General features: G+C 73.8%; 15 protein-coding genes and 1 tRNA gene. 5 read left to right on the top strand and 11 right to left on the bottom strand.

Annotated elements, in window-relative coordinates:
* Positions 1-165: 165 nt before the first annotated feature.
* Positions 166-366, top strand: coding sequence for a hypothetical protein (locus HCN56_RS06735; RefSeq protein ID WP_167968564.1), 201 nt, complete (start codon positions 166-168; stop codon positions 364-366).
* 444 nt (positions 367-810) lie between these two features.
* On the opposite strand, the gene HCN56_RS06730 is transcribed toward HCN56_RS06735, so the two are convergent.
* The 3 genes from HCN56_RS06730 to HCN56_RS06720 all read right to left on the bottom strand — a co-directional run bounded on the left by HCN56_RS06730 (position 811) and on the right by HCN56_RS06720 (position 3,302).
* Positions 811-1,731, bottom strand: coding sequence for an RNA polymerase sigma factor SigF (locus HCN56_RS06730; RefSeq protein ID WP_167968563.1), 921 nt, complete (start codon positions 1,729-1,731; stop codon positions 811-813).
* Positions 1,732-1,934: 203 nt separating this feature from the next.
* Positions 1,935-2,756: an RNA polymerase sigma factor SigF gene (locus HCN56_RS06725; RefSeq protein WP_167968562.1), complete on the bottom strand. Its 822-nt coding sequence runs from the start codon at positions 2,754-2,756 to the stop codon at positions 1,935-1,937.
* Positions 2,757-3,137: 381 nt separating this feature from the next.
* Positions 3,138-3,302, bottom strand: a complete 165-nt coding sequence (locus HCN56_RS06720) for a hypothetical protein (RefSeq protein WP_167968561.1) — start codon at positions 3,300-3,302, stop codon at positions 3,138-3,140.
* Between the two features lie 556 nt (positions 3,303-3,858).
* On the opposite strand from HCN56_RS06720, the gene HCN56_RS06715 reads away from it, so the two are divergent.
* Positions 3,859-3,945: transfer RNA gene (locus tag HCN56_RS06715), tRNA-Ser, on the top strand.
* Between the two features lie 85 nt (positions 3,946-4,030).
* Here HCN56_RS06715 and tadA read toward each other — a convergent pair.
* From tadA to HCN56_RS06700, 3 genes are all read right to left on the bottom strand, one after another.
* The gene (tadA, locus tag HCN56_RS06710; RefSeq protein WP_376770846.1) at positions 4,031-4,642 is read right to left on the bottom strand and encodes a tRNA adenosine(34) deaminase TadA; all 612 of its coding nucleotides are present in this window, start codon (positions 4,640-4,642) and stop codon (positions 4,031-4,033) included.
* On the bottom strand, positions 4,639-5,175 hold the full coding sequence (locus HCN56_RS06705; RefSeq protein ID WP_167968582.1) for a tRNA adenosine deaminase-associated protein: 537 nt from the start codon (positions 5,173-5,175) through the stop codon (positions 4,639-4,641). Before HCN56_RS06705 ends, tadA begins: the two co-directional genes overlap by 4 nt.
* Positions 5,176-5,251: 76 nt before the next feature.
* On the bottom strand, positions 5,252-5,422 hold the full coding sequence (locus HCN56_RS06700; RefSeq protein ID WP_167933292.1) for a hypothetical protein: 171 nt from the start codon (positions 5,420-5,422) through the stop codon (positions 5,252-5,254).
* A 128-nt stretch (positions 5,423-5,550) separates the two neighbouring features.
* On the opposite strand from HCN56_RS06700, the gene upp reads away from it, so the two are divergent.
* A complete protein-coding gene (upp, locus tag HCN56_RS06695; RefSeq protein ID WP_167968560.1) occupies positions 5,551-6,183 on the top strand; it encodes a uracil phosphoribosyltransferase in 633 nt (210 codons plus the stop codon).
* Between the two features lie 40 nt (positions 6,184-6,223).
* On the opposite strand, the gene HCN56_RS06690 is transcribed toward upp, so the two are convergent.
* The 5 genes from HCN56_RS06690 to HCN56_RS06670 form a co-directional block, all read right to left on the bottom strand.
* Entirely contained in the window at positions 6,224-6,865 is a 642-nt protein-coding gene (locus HCN56_RS06690) for a LytR C-terminal domain-containing protein (RefSeq protein ID WP_167968559.1), read from the bottom strand.
* Positions 6,866-7,296: 431 nt separating this feature from the next.
* The gene (locus HCN56_RS06685) at positions 7,297-7,593 is read right to left on the bottom strand and encodes a type II toxin-antitoxin system VapB family antitoxin (RefSeq protein ID WP_167968558.1); all 297 of its coding nucleotides are present in this window, start codon (positions 7,591-7,593) and stop codon (positions 7,297-7,299) included.
* A 243-nt stretch (positions 7,594-7,836) separates the two neighbouring features.
* On the bottom strand, positions 7,837-9,642 hold the full coding sequence (locus HCN56_RS06680) for a M28 family metallopeptidase (protein ID WP_312871086.1): 1,806 nt from the start codon (positions 9,640-9,642) through the stop codon (positions 7,837-7,839).
* Between the two features lie 285 nt (positions 9,643-9,927).
* Entirely contained in the window at positions 9,928-10,566 is a 639-nt protein-coding gene (locus HCN56_RS06675) for an HhH-GPD-type base excision DNA repair protein (protein WP_167968557.1), read from the bottom strand.
* A 183-nt stretch (positions 10,567-10,749) separates the two neighbouring features.
* Positions 10,750-11,073, bottom strand: coding sequence for a plasmid stabilization protein (locus HCN56_RS06670; RefSeq protein WP_167968556.1), 324 nt, complete (start codon positions 11,071-11,073; stop codon positions 10,750-10,752).
* A 198-nt stretch (positions 11,074-11,271) separates the two neighbouring features.
* Between HCN56_RS06670 and HCN56_RS06665 the strand changes: the two genes are divergently transcribed.
* Complete coding sequence (locus HCN56_RS06665; protein WP_167968555.1) at positions 11,272-12,246, top strand: LLM class F420-dependent oxidoreductase; 975 nt, start codon at positions 11,272-11,274, stop codon at positions 12,244-12,246.
* Between the two features lie 144 nt (positions 12,247-12,390).
* The gene (locus HCN56_RS06660; protein ID WP_167968554.1) at positions 12,391-13,053 is read left to right on the top strand and encodes an HAD family hydrolase; all 663 of its coding nucleotides are present in this window, start codon (positions 12,391-12,393) and stop codon (positions 13,051-13,053) included.
* The last annotated feature ends 209 nt before the right edge of the window (positions 13,054-13,262 follow it).

The following is a 13,262-nucleotide window of genomic DNA, read 5'->3' as shown; positions in this document are numbered from 1 at the left end:
TGCGACCGGTCTGCGGCTCACCGCCTCGCGGCGCCGCACACGCTGCCGCACGTCGCACGGGCCGGTGACGAAGCGGGGCAGCTCGGGCCACCCGGCGTGTCTCGGGGGGAGTTGACCTCATCCTGCCTGTCGGCGGGTGGTGGGCGTTCGCTAAGGTCCGCTGCCATGGCTCATAACCCTCAGGCTCCGCGGAACACGCAGCACGACCCCGCGGGCAGCACCCAGATGTTCCAGGCATTCGTGGACGAGGCACCCGCCGGCACGTCGGGCGCCACCAGCTCCGGAGGCAACCGAGGGCTGGTGATCGGTGCCCTCGTCGCGGTGGCGGTCATCGCCGTCGTACTCGTCGCCGTCTTCGCGCTCTGATTCCGCCGGGCGCGCCTACGGGCGTGTCCAGCACCTCACGCGCGACCTTCTTCACGGCCGCCGTGCCGCGTTCTCTCCGACCGCGGCGCTGCGGCCGTCGGCGTACCGGCAGGAGGCACGGCAGCGGTTCTCCGGTCGGCGGCGGTGCGGTGTCGCCGGCGACCTGGGGCGGCCCCGCCGGTCGTGCGGGCGCACGTGTGCCGCGGTCTGACCTGAGGTGCCGTCGGTCGTGCGGGGGCACGCGGGTCGCAGCACGGTCTGACGCCCTGTCGGTTGTGCTGCACGCCGGCACGCCGCCTGCGGCGCGTGCGGCCGATCGGTCGCGTCGGAACCCCGTCGCCGCGCCACGGGGGCGGTGGTGCCCGGCGCTTACGGGCGCCCGGCAGTGGTCCGGCGCGGCGGTGGTTCGGTGTCCCGGGCCGGTGCGGGACCGGCCCGGGACCGTCACTCCTCGGCGGTCAGCCCGTCGCGCAGCTGGGCCAGCGTGCGGGTCAGCAGCCGGGAGACGTGCATCTGCGAGATGCCGATCTCCTCGCCGATCTGCGACTGTGTCATGTTGCCGAAGAACCGCAGCATGATGATGCGGCGCTCACGCGCGGGCAGCCGGGCCAGCAGCGGCTTGAGCGACTCGCGGTACTCGACGCCCTCCAGCGCGACGTCCTCGTAGCCGAGGCGGTCCGCCAGCGAGCCCTCGCCGCTCTCCTCCTCGGGGGAGGGGGAGTCCAGCGAGCTCGCCGTGTAGGCGTTGCCGACGGCGAGCCCGTCGACGACCTCCTCCTCGGAGACGCCCAGGCAGACCGCCAGCTCGGGGACGGTGGGGGAGCGGTCCAGGCGGTGGGAGAGCTCGTCGCTCGCCTTGGTCAGGGCGAGACGCAGCTCCTGGAGCCGCCGCGGGACGCGGACCGACCACGAGGTGTCGCGGAAGAACCGCTTGATCTCCCCGACGACCGTCGGCATGGCGAAGGTCGGGAACTCGACGCCGCGCTCGCAGTCGAACCGGTCGATCGCCTTGATCAGGCCGATGGTGCCGACCTGGACGATGTCCTCCATCGGCTCGTTGCGGCTGCGGAACCGGCCGGCCGCGTACCGCACCAGCGGCAGGTTCAGCTCGATCAGCGTGTCACGGACGTAGCCGTGCTCCGGGCTGTCCGGGTCGAGGGCGGCGAGACGCTTGAAGAGGGAGCGGGACAGGGTGCGGGTGTCGAGTCCGTCGGTGGTGCCCGGACCACCGGCCGCCGTCGGGGTGGCGTCCGAGGGACCGTCGGGATTCTGCGCACCGTCGGGTCCGCCGTCGACGGATGGCGCGGGAATGTGCGGCGTGCCGTGGGTGGAGAGCACCTTGGAGCTGCCCAGTTCTACGGACATGCCACCCCCTTGGAGGTCGTGGATGGATCGCAGTGGCGCTCTCCGGCGTGAGAAGTGCGCCCGTCAGGTTGAATACCGGAGTTGCCCCTGCGACAAACGCTCGTCTAGCAGAATGTCACAAGTCATCAACACGATGTAGCGTCTTGTCGACAATGAGTTCCAGATCAAGCCACTTCGCGGGAGGGCGTGTTCACCCTGAAGGGTTAGGCGTCGATCGTGTTTGTGGCCCGCAGTCTGCTGAAACTCCGGGAGAGCAGTCGCGAGACGTGCATCTGGGAGAGGCCGAGTTCCGTACTGATCTGTGACTGCGTCAGATTGCGGTAGTAACGGAGCAACAGGATGCGCTGCTCGCGCTCCGGCAGCTGGACGAGCAGATGCCGGACCAGTGAGCGGTGCTCGACGCCGTCCATGCCGGGGTCGTCGTACCCGAGCCGCTCGCCCAGCGCCGGGCTGCCGTCCTCGCGCTCCTGGGAAGCCTCCAGAGAGGCGACGCGGTAGGCACGGCCGGCCTCGGTGCCGGCGAGCACGTCCTCCTCCGGTACGCCGAGTCGCTCGGCGATCTCCCGGGGTGTGGGGTTCCGCCCCAGGCTGAGCGTCAGCTCCTCGGTGGTGCCGTGGATCTGCACCCACAGTTCGTGCAGGCGGCGCGGTACGTGCACGGTGCGGACGTTGTCCCGAAAGTAGCGGCGGATCTCCCCGATGATGGTGGGCATCGCGAAGGTCGGGAACTGGATGCCGCGCGAGGTGTCGAAGCGGTCGATGGCGTGGATGAGCCCGATGGTGCCGACCTGGACGACGTCGTCCATCGGCTCGTTGCGGCTGCGGAAACGGTTCGCCACGTACCGCACCAGCGGCAGGTTGATCTCGATCAGTTCGCCTCGGACGCGGGCGTGTGCCGCGGTGCCGGGTTCCAGATGGTCGAGTTTCTCGAACAGCTGGTGGGTGAGCGCCCTGGCGGCCGCGCCCCGCGATTCTCGGGTCTGCGTCGTCGCCACCGGCCCGACCACCCCTTCGTCGTACCTCATATCCGGCAAGAGCGGTCATAGCATCACAAGACATATTGGCTATGTGCAAGCACCCCCATAACGCCGTGTTGAGCAGTGGCCAGGCCTTGCGGGTGTGTGACGGCCACCCCGCGGCGAGCGTTGTCGGTGGCCGGAACACGCCTGCTGTCCGGAGGCGATGGCGTAAGAGGCGGATAGCGGGGGCCGGTTCGTCGAGGCCGTCGCTGCCTGCCTGGCCCCGGGGCGTGCGCGCCGGTGTGCGCCCGGGGCGCGAGGGGCGCGCGCCGTGCGGCGGGACGTCATGGATGCGGTCGGTACCGCCGCGCACGGGTAGCCGCCGGCGGGCGCCGTGGCGTGAGCGGGCCGTGCAGGGGAGGGTGGCGGGCGAGCGGCGGAGCCGCCTCAGTTCACCAGCGCCGTCATGAAGTCACCGACCGCCCCGGCCGCCGAGGAGATGCCCTCGAACCCCATCTGGACGATCTCCGCCGAGCGCTCCGGCGAGGTGATGATCGTGTACAGCACGAAGACGATCAGTGCGAACAGGATGATCTTCTTGAGCTGCGCCATCGTCTCCCCCTCGGCGTGACCCGCGGGACCGCGGCACGCACCGCGCTGCGCGGTCGGGTGAGTTTAACCAGGCTTCCGGCGGGCTGTCCGGTGGTTGTCCCGCCGCAGGTGGGAACAGGCTGCGTGCCCCTGACACGGGACGGTGAAGGCCCCGCCCGAAAGGTGACGAAGGTCCCGCGAGGAGGGGTCGTTCGCGCCTCCCCCGGCGCCGTGGGCGGCGCATGCTGGAGCCATGCCCGGCGGTTTCCCCGACCGCCGGAGCGGACGGAACCGCCGCGGCCTCCGGCAGCCCCCCGCCGGACCCCGCGAGCCCCGTCCGACACCGGAGGAGGTGGCACGTCCCCCCGGCGCCGCCTCCTCCGGTCCCTCCTTGGCTGCGAGCCGGCTCCGCGGCGGACCGCCATCCGCTGCCGACTGCGCGGCGCGCACCGCCGAACCCGCCCCTGGCGGTGCCGGCCCCGCGGCGGCCCGCCACCCGCACGGTCGTCGCCGTCGTGGTGCGGCACGGCCGTTACCCGATTTCGGCACAGCGCGACGGTGGGCTAGGATCTCTCTCGGTAGCGTGTCCGAGCGGCCTAAGGAGCTCGCCTCGAAAGCGAGTGTGGGGGCAACTCCACCGAGGGTTCAAATCCCTCCGCTACCGCTTCCGGCGCCCCCGGACGGCTTGCCCGTCCGGGGGCGCTTCTGCGTGTCCGCACCCCCCGTCCCGCCCACCCCAGGCCGGCGGCTCAGCCGGGGAGGTCGGTGCGGTCGGCTGCGCGGGCCGGGGAGCGGAAGAAGTCGGTGAGCAGCTGCCCGCACTCCGCCGCCATGACGCCGTGCAGCACCTCGGGCCGGTGGTTGAGGCGCCGGTCCCGCATGACGTCCCAGAGGGAGCCGACCGCCCCCGCCTTGGTGTCCGCCGCGCCGTAGACGACGCGTTCCACACGGGAGAGGACGCCGGCCCCGGCGCACATCGTGCAGGGCTCCAGCGTGACCACCAAGGTGCACCCGGTCAGCCGCCAGCCACCCAGGCGGTGCGCGGCGGCGCGGAGCGCGATGACCTCGGCGTGGGCGGTGGGGTCGCCGGTCGCCTCGCGTTCGTTGCGGCCGGTGGCGATGATCTCGCCGTGCGGGCCGCCCGGGCCGAGGACGACGGCGCCGATCGGTACGTCGCCCGTGCCGGGTGCGGTCCGTGCCTCGGCGAGGGCGCGGCGCATCGCCGGAACCCAGGGGTCCCGGAGCGGGTCGGGGCGGGTGGTGTGCGGCGACGCGTCGGTGAGCGGCCCGGGCGCGGGGCCGCCGCCCCGGCCGAAGGGCGCGTCCCCCGTGGCGCCTGCCGGCCGGGGCGGGGTGGTCACCGCACTGCCTCCAGGACGTCACCGCAGCCGAGGGCGTCGGCGATCTCCGCGAGGGCGTTGTCCGGGGTGAGGCTGAGTACGGCGGCGCTGTCCACGCCGAAGTCGGCCATCAGGCCGGGGTCGCCCACCGGTCCCTGCGGCACGGCCTCGGCCGCGTCGTCGGTGTCCTTGCCGGGCTCGGTGAGGGCGTCGGTGCCGTCCTCGGTGCCGTCGAGGTCCACCAGGTGGTCGAGGGCGTACGGGTCCTCGGGCTCGCGGCCCAGGAGCTCGTCGCTCAGCAGAATCTCGCCGTACGCGCTGCGCACGGCGCGTGCGGCGTCGGAGACGAAGACGCGCGGGTCGTCCTCACCGTCCACGCGGACGATTCCGAACCACGCGCCTTCCTGTTCGATGCAGACGAGGACAGGTTCCTCGTCGCTCCCTGCCTCGCGGGCCAGTTCGGCCAGCTCGTCCAGGGTCTCGACGTCGTCCAGTTCTCGGTCGCTCGCTTCCCAACCGTTCTCGGTTCTGGCGAGCAGTGCGGTGAAGTACACCTCGGCTCTCCCCACGTTCGGCATGCCTGTGGGCATCGTGGCAGAAAAGCGGGGATCTGTCGGGTAACTCAGCACTTCACCAGCGGAATGTCCGCATTCGCTGCTGACGGCGCATTCGTGCGGTGCGGGCGCGCCGGGGCTGCACGCGGTCGCGCAGCGCCTTGGCTTCCTGGAGATCACGGAGGAACTCGGCGCGGCGGCGCCGGTGTGCCGGATCGGGGTCCTCGGGGTAGCCGGGTATCGGCATCCCTCACCTCCCAGTCATCAGTCCTCCACTCTCCCCCCACACGTCGATCCCGTCCAGTTGGCGGAGCGGGTGACGGCCGATCGGCGGCCGGGTGTGGCCGGGTACAGCTGTTCGTTAGGGTCGGGTCCATGCGGATTCACGTCGTCGACCACCCGCTGGTGGCGCACAAGCTCACAACGCTGCGCGACGAGCGCACCGATTCACCGACCTTCCGGCGCCTGGCCGACGAGCTGGTGACCCTGCTCGCCTACGAGGCGACGCGGGACGTGCGGACGGAGCAGGTGGACATCCGGACGCCGGTCACCGGCACCACCGGTGTCCGGCTGTCGCACCCGCGTCCGCTGGTCGTGCCGATCATCCGGGCGGGGCTGGGGATGCTGGACGGCATGGTCCGGCTGCTGCCGACCGCAGAGGTCGGCTTCCTCGGCATGATCCGTGACGAGGAGACGCTGGAGGCGTCCACCTACGCCAACCGGATGCCGGAGGATCTCTCCGGCCGTCAGGTGTACGTGCTGGACCCGATGCTGGCGACCGGTGGCACGCTGGTCGCGGCCGTCCGGGAGCTGGTGGCGCGGGGCGCGGACGACGTGACGGCGCTCTGCCTGCTGGCGGCGCCGGAGGGCGTGGAGGTCATGGAGCGGGAGCTGGCCGGCGCGCCGGTGACCGTGGTGACGGCCTCGGTCGACGAGCGACTCAACGAGCAGGGGTTCATCGTCCCGGGCCTCGGCGACGCCGGGGACCGGATGTACGGCACCGTCTGAACCGGCCCCACCGGCCGCTGCCCGTGCGCGGCCGCGCGGCTCACGGACACGCCTCGGGCTCGGCGGTGAGCTCCTCCAGCAGGAGCGCGACCCGGGGCTCGTCGAGCAGTTCGCCGGAGTCCTCGCCGAGGATCAGGTCCAGCTCCCCGCCGTCGCGCTCGACGGTGCCGGTCTCGACAGTGCCGGTCTCGGCGCCGCCGTCGCCGACGTGGCTGCCGAGTACCTGGAGGGCGCCGCTCTCCTCCGTCTCGTCCGCACCGCGCAGCAGGCCGCCGGCGGGCACGGTGTCGACCAGTTCCTCGGGGGCGTTGTCCACCTCGCCGATGAGGAAGCCGCGTTCGGCGAGGGCGTCCGCGGTGTCCCGGGCGAGGCCGGTGCGGTCGGTCGCGTTGTAGACGTTGACGGTGATCGCCGAGGGGTCGGGCAGCGGGGGCCGTTCGACCTCCGTCACCTCGCACTCGGGCTCCACGGCCGGGGCGGCCTGCGCGGCCGGTTCGGTCTGTCCGGTGAAGACGTCGACGAGCTGCGTGGTGCCGTAGCCCAGCAGTGCGAGGACCGCGAGTGACGCGACCAGTCCGGCGGCGAGGCGGCCGCGGCGGCGGGTCCGGCGCATCCGTGGGTAGCGGTCCCCCGTCACGCGGTAGTGCTTACCGCTCATTCCAGGGGGTGTGAGCATGCTCATAGCGGCAGCGTATCCAGGGTGGGTGGTTGTGCGTACCAGATGATCAGCGTATCGGGGTGCCCGGCGCGCCGTTCGCCCGGCCCGGACGGGGCTGCGACCCGTTCGGCCCAGCTACGCCGTTCGGAGGTTTCGGCACGGCGCGCGGGCGGGGCGCCCGAACGGCGGACAGCGCCGTGCTCGGCCGCTCGTGCGCGCCCGGCGGCTCCGCTGCGTGACGGCGCCGCGGTGGGCCGTGCCGCGGTGGGGTGTGCCGTGGTGGGGCGTGCCGTAGTGGGCGGCGCCGAGGTGGAACGGAGCCGGGGGCGGAAGGCGGGGGCGGGCGGAGCCGCGCAACCCGGGCGGCCCCGGCGGCCGCCGGGCGCGGGCCGGAACGGGACGGTGGACGGTGGACGGTGGACGGCGAGGGGCGCGTGCGGTGCGCCGGGCCGCCGTCAGCCGAGTTCGAGGACCCGGGCGTGCAGGACCTGACGCTGCTGCAGCGCGGCACGGACCGCCCGGTGCAGGCCGTCCTCCAGGTAGAGGTCGCCGCGCCACTTCACGACGTGCGCGAACAGGTCACCGTAGAAGGTGGAGTCCTCGGCGAGCAGCGTCTCCAGGTCCAACTGGCCCTTGGTGGTGACGAGCTGGTCCAGCCGCACGGGACGGGGCGCGACGTCCGCCCACTGCCGGGTGCTGTCCCGGCCGTGGTCGGGGTAGGGCCGCCCCTCACCGATGCGCTTGAAGATCACAGGGAGAGCCTACCGGCAGGCACCCGGGTGGCGCAGCCTCGTGACGCGGTGGTGAACAGTGCGTATCGCGGCATAACGGATGGTGTCGGCGTGTGATGTTGGCGAGAACCCGAGCACGGGCGCGACCACGACCGCCGCCGCGGGGCCCGGGCGGCGGCTGCCCGGGCGCCGCGGACAGCGAGGAGGCGGGTGGGACGGCGGCCTCCGTCCCACCCGCCTCCGTGGTGCGGGGCGCGGTTGTCGTCAGCGGTCGAGCCGGTGGGCGGCCGGCTGGTGGGGCCCGCCCTGGTCCACGGTGGCGGCGCGACCGGCGCGCGGCTCCGGGACCGTTTCGGACAGCGATCCGGTGTCCCAGGCGTAGCCGCCGACCAGGTGGGCGATGACCCGCGTGTTCACGTCGAGCGCCTCGGCGCTGATGTTGTCGAGGTCGTCGCAGGCGCGGTGGTAGCAGGGGTCGTAGGGGGCGCCGACCTCGCCGCCCCACAGCTCCGCCTGCTCCGCGGTCTTGACGCCCTCGGCGCCGGTGAAGGTGCCACCCGCCGGGATGCCGGCGTCGATGAACGGTCCGTAGTCGCTGCGCCCGTTGAAGGCGGTCGGCCGCGGCTGCTCGCCGCGGTCGTCGAGGAAGGCGGTGATGGCGTGCTCGATCTGCGCCGAGCCCTCCGGACCGGGGGCGGAGATCCCCTCGGAGCCGTCGCCGTCGTAGACGAAGAGTCCGTAATTGGGCGAGGCGATCATGTCGAAGTTGAGGTAGAGCTCAATGCGGTCCCGCTCCGGCTGGTCCAGTTCGGCGACGTAGTGCTCGGCGCCCAGCAGCCCGAGCTCCTCGGCGCCCCAGAACGCGAACCGGACGGTGTTGCCGTGCCCGGGCTCCCGGCTGTCGACGCGGGCGGCCTCGGCGAACCGCAGCGCGGTCTCCAGCACGCCGGCGGTGCCCGAGCCGTTGTCGTTCATCCCGCTGCCGTCCAGGACGGAGTCGAGGTGGGCGCCGGCCATGACGACCGTGTCGGGGTCGCCGCCGGGGGTCTCCGCGATGACGTTGAGGGTGCGGCGGTCCTCGGCGAGTTCGCGGAGTTCCATGTCGACGGTGACGGTCTCGCCGGCGTCGAGCGCCTCGGAGAGGGCGCGCCCGTCGGCGCGGGAGATGCCGCCGGTGGGCAGCCGGCCGGCCGCGGGGTCGCCGAGGGTGCCGCCGAGCGGGCCGGTGCCGTCCTCGTTGTCGTAGATGAGGACGCCGACCGCGCCGGCGTCGGCTGCGTTGGCCTGCTTCTCGGCGAAGGTGCACAGGCCGCGTTCGATGAGGGCGATCCGGCCCTCGACCTCCGGGCCGAAGTCGCTCGGGGCGCAGCCCGCGCCCCCGGCGGCGGCGACGTCCTCGGTGATGCCGGTGCGGCGCTCGGCGGCCGGTGCCCCGGCGCCGCCGGCGCGGACCTCGGTGAGCTCCGCGGTGGTGCCGCCTTCGGGCGAGGAGGCGGTGTAGGACATCGCCCGCACCTCGATGTCGCGGTCGGTGGGCGTCCGCACCGACAGCCGCTCGGTGAGCGCCTCGCGGTAGGAGAAGTCGAACTCCTGGTAGGTGACCTCGTAGCCCGCCTCGTCGAGGAGTTCCCCGACGTATCGGGCGGCGGCGTCGTACCCGTCGGTGCCGGCGGCGCGGTTGCCGTCGTGCTTCTCGGCGATCCGCTGCAGCTCTTCCAGGTGCCGCATGGCTCCCTCGCCGGTGGTGCGGTCGACGAGGCGTTCGGCGAGATGCTCGCCGCGGACCCGCTGGGCGATCTCGGCGGCGGAGTCGGGCCGGTGGTCGGCGAGCCCCGCCTCGTTCCGCACGGGGCCGACCGGGCCGGCGGGGCCGGCGGCCCGGTCGGTGGAGGAAGTGGTGGCGGAGGGGAGCGTCGGGAAGCCCGCCGCGTCGGTGACCTCGCCGTCCACCGGGGCGGGGGGAGCGGAGGCGGCGGGGGTGGTCAGCAGCAGGTGGGCGGCGAGCGCGGTGGCGAGCAGCGCGCCGAGCGTGCCACGCCTGCGGCCCAGGGGACGTCGCGGTCCTCTCACGGTGCGGGGTCCTTCCGGTGCGGTCGGTGATGACTGCGGAAGCTATCCCCGGTGAGGGGGCGTGCGGATCGGGTGACGCGCCCCCTGGCACCGGATGGCGCAACGCCACGCCGACGGGTGGCGGTGTGATCACCCGATCGCGGGCGGCGGTCCGGCCTTCCCCGGTGCCGCGCCGTCGCGAGGCGGCCTGCGGCGCTGGGCCGAGGCGCCATCAGCCGAGGGGCCGAGGGGCCGACGGGCCGACCAGCCGACCGGCCGACGCCGGCCCGGGCGGGCGCCCCGGTGTCAGCGGGAGCGGGCGGCGCGCTTCCCGGCGCCGCCGCCCCCGCCGGAGCCACCCGTGGACTTCGCCTCCTTGGCGGCCCGCTTCATCTCCTGCTTGTGCTCCCGGACCCGCGCCAGGGTCTCGGGGCCGGTGATGTCGGCGGCGGAGAGGTACGCGCCGTCCTTGCCGTAGTCACCGGCGGCCTCCCGCCACCCGGAGGGCCGCACTCCGAGTCGCTTGCCGAGGAGGGCGACGAAGATCCGTGCCTTCTGCTCGCCGTAGCCGGGCAGCTCCCGAAGCCGGGAGAGCAGTTCCTCGCCGGTGTCGGCCGTTCGCCACACCGCGGCGGCGTCCCCGTCGTAGTGCTCCACCAGATGCCGGCACAGCTGCTGCACGCGCTTGGCCATCGAGCCCGGGTAGCGGTGGATCGCGGGCTTGCGCGCGCAGAGATCGGAGAACTCGTCGGGGTCCATCGCGGCGATGCGCCCGGCGTCCAGGTCGTCGCCGCCCAGCCGTTCCAGCAGGGTGTGCGGCCCGGAGAAGGCCCACTCCATCGGAACCTGCTGGTCGAGCAGCATGCCGACCATGGCCGCCAGCGGGCTGCGGCCGAGCAGCGCGTCGGCGTCGGGGTCCTGGGCGATGCGCACGGTCTGATCCATGGCCCCATGATGTCCCCGGGCCCCGCCCGCCGCACGCGGGCCCGCCCCTGCCGCGCCCCGCGGCCGCCGCGTACCCGGCGCGTCGGGCGCGCTCGTGGGGCGGCGGGGCGCCTGCGGACGGGCGGCCCGCGAGGCGGCCGCGGGCAGCGCCCGCGCGCCGGGTGCGGGGCGCGGGGTGCGGGGTCAACGCTGCAACGCGCGCTCCAGTTCGGCCTTGCGCATCGAGGAGCGGCCCTTGACCCCCTTGCGCTTGGCCTCGGCGTACAGCTGGTCGTAGGTGCGGCCGCCGGGCCCGCTGTGCGACCGCTTGCCACCGCGCCGGGAGGCCGACATGTCCTGGGTGGAGGAGCGGCTGGCCGTCCGGCTCTCACCGGACTGCGCGCGCTCCTTGTTGACGGTCCGCGCGGCGATCTCCTTGGCGCGGCCCTCGGGAGTGCCGCGCTGCTCGGCGCTCTCCTTGATGTGCTCGTACTGGCGCTCCCGCTTGGGCGAGGAACCGCTGGGCATGGGGGTCTCCCTCGGGTGGGACGTTCGGGTACACCTCCGACGGTCACACCCCGGGCCGCTGGAAGCACGTCGGCGGCACCGTTCGGCTTCGTTCGGCGCCGAATCCCCCGGGGCACGGGCCGCCGCGACGGGCGGTGCACCGCCCGACCGGGTGCTCCGGGCTGCGGGACGCCCACCAACCGCAGCACCATGTCTTCTATGCCCCAGAGTGTGCGATTCGGATACACGATGATGACCGAGCAGGCGGGTCCCCGGGACCTCGTCGACCACGTGGTGGCCGCCGAAAGGGCCGGGTTCGACTTCTCCGTCACCTCCGACCACTACTTCCCCTGGCTCGCCGAGCAGGGGCACTCGCCCTACGCGTGGAGCGTGCTGGGAGCCGCCGCGCAGGCGACATCGACCATCCCGCTCATGACGTACGTGACCTGCCCGACCGTCCGCTACCACCCAGCCGTCGTCGCGCAGAAGGCGGCGACGATGCAGCTGCTCTCCGAGGGCCGGTTCCGGTTGGGCCTGGGCTCCGGCGAGAACCTCAACGAGCACGTCGTCGGCACGGGCTGGCCCGCCCCCGCAACGCGCCTCGCGATGCTCTCCGAGGCGATCGACATCATCCGCGCCCTCTTCGCGGGGGGTGATGTCACGCACCACGGTGAGCATTACGACGTGGAGAACGCCCGCCTCTGGGACCTCCCCGCCGAGCCGCCGCCGATCGGTGTCGCCGTCTCCGGCCCGCTCTCCTGCCGCCTCGCGGGCGAGCAGGCGGACCTCGTCATCGCGACCGAGCCCCGCCCCGAACTGCTGGACGCGTTCGACCGGCACGGCGGCGCGGGGAAGCCGCGCGTGGGGCAGCTGCCCGTCTGCTACGACCCGGACCGCGACGCCGCCGTCGCCCGCGCCCACGAGCAGTTCCGCTGGGCGCTGAACGCCTGGAGCGTCAACTCCGAGCTGCGCGGCCCGAAGGGCTTCGCCGCCGTCACCGCCGACACCGGACCCGAGCAGGTCGCCGGGACCATCCCCTGCGGCGACGACCCGCAGGAGTTCGTCCGCGCCGTCCGGCCGTTCGTCGACGCCGGGTACAGCGAGATCGCCCTCGTCCAGGTCGGCGGCGACCACCAGTACGCGTTCCTCGACTGGGCGCGCGACACGCTGCTCCCCGCGCTGCGGGCGCTGTGACCGGGCAGCGCGGGCACCGGACCCGCACCCCGGCCCGTCGATCGACGGCGTCCGCCACTGTTGCCGTGGCCCGTCGCCGGGCAGGCGCTCCGGACCCGAACGGTCACCGCAGACCCGGCCGACGCCGGAGCAGAGGAGGATTCCATGACCCGCGCAGCAGTCTTCGACGTGGACGGCACCCTGGTCGACAGCAACTACCTCCACACCGCGGCGTGGACGGAGGCGTTCCGGCAGACCGGGCACCCCGTCACGGGCCGCGACGTCCACCGGGCGCTGGGCCTGCCCGGCCACGACCTGCTCGCCAGGTTGCTCGGCGAGGAACACGACCCCGACCTCGCCGACACGCTGCGAGCCGCCCACAAGACGCTCTACGCCACTCACTTCGAACGCCTCCGCCCGCTGCCCGGCGCCGCCGAACTGCTGCGCGCCGTCGCGGACCGCGGCTGGCGGGTCGTCCTCGCCACCTCGGCCGACGGTGAGGAGCTGGCGGCACTGCGCCGGGCGATCGACGCGGACGACGTCATCGCGGACACCGCCTCCGCCGACGACGTGAACGAGGGGAAGCCGGCGCCGGAGCCCGTCCACCACGCCCGGTCCCTCGCCGGCGACGTGCCGCCCGAGCGGACCGTCTTCGTCGGCGACTCGGTCTGGGACATGCGGGCGGCGGCCCGTGCCGGCGCCACCCCGGTCGGGGTGACCTGCGGTGGGCTCGCGGCGGAGGAGCTGTGGGCGGCGGGGGCGGCGGAGGTCCACGCCGACCCGGCGGCGCTGCTCGACGCCTTGGCGGTCAGCCCGTTCGGCCGCTGAGCGCCCGGCGCGTCGCGCACGCGACCCGCGCCCGGCGCCCCGCGCTTCCCGGCCACGCCGGGCGTCGTGTCGCTGCCGCGGCGGTGTGGCGGTGCGCGGGCGGGTGCCCAGGCCGAGGACGACGAGGTCGGCCGGGTGGCGGCCATTGGCGGTGCGGACCGCGCGGACCGCGCCGTCGTCACCGGTCTCGATCTCGGTGACCGCCTCGC

This window comes from Streptomyces lonarensis (genome assembly GCF_012033735.1).
Taxonomy (GTDB): Bacteria; Actinomycetota; Actinomycetes; order Streptomycetales; family Streptomycetaceae; genus Streptomyces; species Streptomyces lonarensis.
This window is presented reverse-complemented; position numbering and strand designations above follow the sequence as displayed.

Bases quoted from the DNA above. Each gene is read 5' to 3' on its own strand.
- HCN56_RS06670 (WP_167968556.1), bottom strand. From the start codon at position 11,073: ATGCCCAGCGGTTCCTCGCCCAAGCGGGAGCGCCAGTACGAGCACATC.
- HCN56_RS06660 (WP_167968554.1), top strand. From the start codon at position 12,391: ATGACCCGCGCAGCAGTCTTCGACGTGGACGGCACCCTGGTCGACAGC.
- HCN56_RS06730 (WP_167968563.1), bottom strand. From the start codon at position 1,731: ATGTCCGTAGAACTGGGCAGCTCCAAGGTGCTCTCCACCCACGGCACG.
- HCN56_RS06735 (WP_167968564.1), top strand. From the start codon at position 166: ATGGCTCATAACCCTCAGGCTCCGCGGAACACGCAGCACGACCCCGCG.
- HCN56_RS06720 (WP_167968561.1), bottom strand. From the start codon at position 3,302: ATGGCGCAGCTCAAGAAGATCATCCTGTTCGCACTGATCGTCTTCGTG.
- HCN56_RS06675 (WP_167968557.1), bottom strand. From the start codon at position 10,566: ATGGATCAGACCGTGCGCATCGCCCAGGACCCCGACGCCGACGCGCTG.
- upp (WP_167968560.1), top strand. From the start codon at position 5,551: ATGCGGATTCACGTCGTCGACCACCCGCTGGTGGCGCACAAGCTCACA.
- HCN56_RS06665 (WP_167968555.1), top strand. From the start codon at position 11,272: ATGCCCCAGAGTGTGCGATTCGGATACACGATGATGACCGAGCAGGCG.
- HCN56_RS06700 (WP_167933292.1), bottom strand. From the start codon at position 5,422: ATGCCGATACCCGGCTACCCCGAGGACCCCGATCCGGCACACCGGCGC.
- HCN56_RS06690 (WP_167968559.1), bottom strand. From the start codon at position 6,865: ATGAGCATGCTCACACCCCCTGGAATGAGCGGTAAGCACTACCGCGTG.
- HCN56_RS06725 (WP_167968562.1), bottom strand. From the start codon at position 2,756: ATGAGGTACGACGAAGGGGTGGTCGGGCCGGTGGCGACGACGCAGACC.